This window comes from Aquipuribacter hungaricus (assembly GCF_037860755.1).
GTDB lineage: Bacteria > Actinomycetota > Actinomycetes > Actinomycetales > JBBAYJ01 > Aquipuribacter > Aquipuribacter hungaricus.
On record NZ_JBBEOI010000383.1, the window covers coordinates 1 to 2058 of the forward strand.

The 2058-nt window shown below is 78.3% G+C and carries 2 protein-coding genes and 1 pseudogene; all 3 read left to right on the plus strand.

Features of this window, described 5'->3' with window-relative positions; translation table 11 throughout:
* Window positions 1-147 precede the first annotated feature (147 nt).
* Window positions 148-807: a response regulator gene (locus tag WCS02_RS19915; RefSeq protein ID WP_376984099.1), complete on the plus strand. Its 660-nt coding sequence runs from the start codon at window positions 148-150 to the stop codon at window positions 805-807.
* A 125-nt stretch (window positions 808-932) separates the two neighbouring features.
* Window positions 933-1766, plus strand: coding sequence for an ABC transporter ATP-binding protein (locus WCS02_RS19920; protein WP_340296030.1), 834 nt, complete (start codon window positions 933-935; stop codon window positions 1764-1766).
* Window positions 1763-2058, plus strand: a pseudogene (locus WCS02_RS19925) (hypothetical protein); the annotation flags it as partial. The gene WCS02_RS19920 and the pseudogene WCS02_RS19925, both read left to right, overlap by 4 nt.

A 2058-nucleotide genomic window follows, 5' to 3' on the forward strand; every position in this document is an offset into this window, starting at 1 on the left:
GGTCGGTGCCGGTGCCCCCGGGAGCGCGCGGTGAGCGGGCAGCCCGCGGGCGGGCCGGGCGAGGGCAGGCTGACCGGGCGCGGCCCCGGCGGCCGGGTCACCGTGGCGCTCGTCGACGACCAGCCGCTCGTCCGGGCCGGGTTCCGGATGCTCGTGGACTCCCAGCCGGACCTGCGCGTCGTCGTCGAGGCCGGCGACGGGCGCCAGGCCGTCGAGGCGCTGGCCCGCACCCCCGTCGACGTGGTGCTCATGGACGTCCGGATGCCGGTGCTCGACGGGGTCGAGGCGACCCGGCAGGTGCTCGCCGCGGACCCGGCCACGCGCGTGCTCGTCCTCACGACGTTCGACCTCGACGACTACGTGCTGTCGGCGGTGGCCGCCGGCGCCAGCGGCTTCCTGCTCAAGGACGCCCAGCCCGAGGAGCTGCTCGACGCCGTCCGCGTCGTCCACTCCGGCGAGGCCGTCGTCGCCGCCTCCGCGACCCGCCGGCTGCTGCGCCACGTCGCGCCCCTGCTGCGCGGCGGGCCTGCCGACGGCACCCCGGCGGGCGCCCTCCCCGCGCCGGCACGCGGCGTCGGCGAGGAGCTGGACGGGCTCACGGCCCGCGAGCGCGAGGTCCTCGTCCTCATGGCGCAGGGGCTGTCCAACACCGAGATCGCCGAGCACCTGGTCCTCGGCCGGTCGACGGTCAAGACGCACGTCGGGCGGGTGCTGGAGAAGACCGGCAGCCGGGACCGGGTGCAGGCGGTGGTCCTCGCCTACCGGACGGGCCTGGTCCACCCCGAGGACGACCCCGCCCCCGGCTGAGCCGCCCCGCGCGCCCGGGGTCCTCCCACGGGTGGACACGGGGCCGCCGCGACCGCCCGGCGGGGTCGCGAGGTCCCTCCCCGGTCCGACGCGGCGGGCAGGTGCCCGTCCCTAGCGTCCGGGCCATGCAGACCACGTCCCTGTCCGGCCCGCCGCCGTCACCCGCCTCCCCCGCGTCGCCGTCCTCCTCGCCCACCTCCGTCTCCGGGACGGCCGGCACCGCTCCGGCGGTCTCCGGCCGCGGCCTCGTCCGGACCTACGGCGACGGCGACGCGGCGGTGCACGCCCTGCGCGGGGTCGACATCGACATCCCCCGCGGCACCTTCACCGCGGTGATGGGCCCCTCGGGCTCCGGCAAGTCCACCCTCGTCCACTGCCTGGCGGCGCTGGACCGCCCCGACGGCGGCGAGGTCGTCCTCGACGGCGTCGCGCTCGCCGACCTGGACGACGCCGGCCTCAGCCGGCTGCGGGGTGCCCGGGTGGGGTTCGTGTTCCAGTCCTTCAACCTCGTGCCCGTCCTCACGGCGGCCGAGAACATCCGCCTGCCCCTCGTCCTGGGCGGGGTCCGTGCCGACGAGGCCTGGTTCACCGAGGTGGTCGACCGGCTCGGCCTGGGCGACCGCCTGGGCCACCGCCCGCACGAGCTGTCCGGCGGGCAGCAGCAGCGGGTCGCCGTCGCGCGCGCCCTGCTGTCGCGCCCGGCCGTCGTGTTCGCCGACGAGCCCACCGGCAACCTCGACACCGCCACCGGGCACGAGGTGCTCGACGTGCTGCGCGAGGCGGTCCGCACCGGCGGCCAGACCGTCGTCATGGTCACCCACGACCCGGTCGCCGCGTCGTGGGCCGACCGCGTGGTCGTGCTGTCCGACGGCCGGGTCGCCGGCACCCTGGACGGGCACCCCGACGCCGCCGCCGTCACCGACGCCCTCGCCAGGGTCCGTGCGGGCGGTGAGGCATGAGGCAGCTCGCTCTCGCCCGGCTGCGCCGCACCCCGGGCCGGTATCTGGCCTGCGCCCTCGCCGTCGCCCTCGCGGTGGCCTTCGCCGTGCTCGTCCAGCTCGCCGGGGACGCCATGGCCCAGGTCGTCCGCGACGGGGACACCGCCTCGGTCGCCGGGGCCGACATAGCGGTCGAGGCGGGCTGGGGCGAGCCCGGCGCCGACGCCGCCGTCGCACGGGTGGCGGACCTGCCGGGCGTGGCCGCCGTGCACCGTGCCGGCTCCGTCGTCCGCGGCGCCGAGCTGCCCCGGGC

Bases quoted from the DNA above. Each gene is read 5' to 3' on its own strand.
- WCS02_RS19915 (WP_376984099.1), top strand. From the start codon at position 148: ATGCTCGTGGACTCCCAGCCGGACCTGCGCGTCGTCGTCGAGGCCGGC.
- WCS02_RS19920 (WP_340296030.1), top strand. From the start codon at position 933: ATGCAGACCACGTCCCTGTCCGGCCCGCCGCCGTCACCCGCCTCCCCC.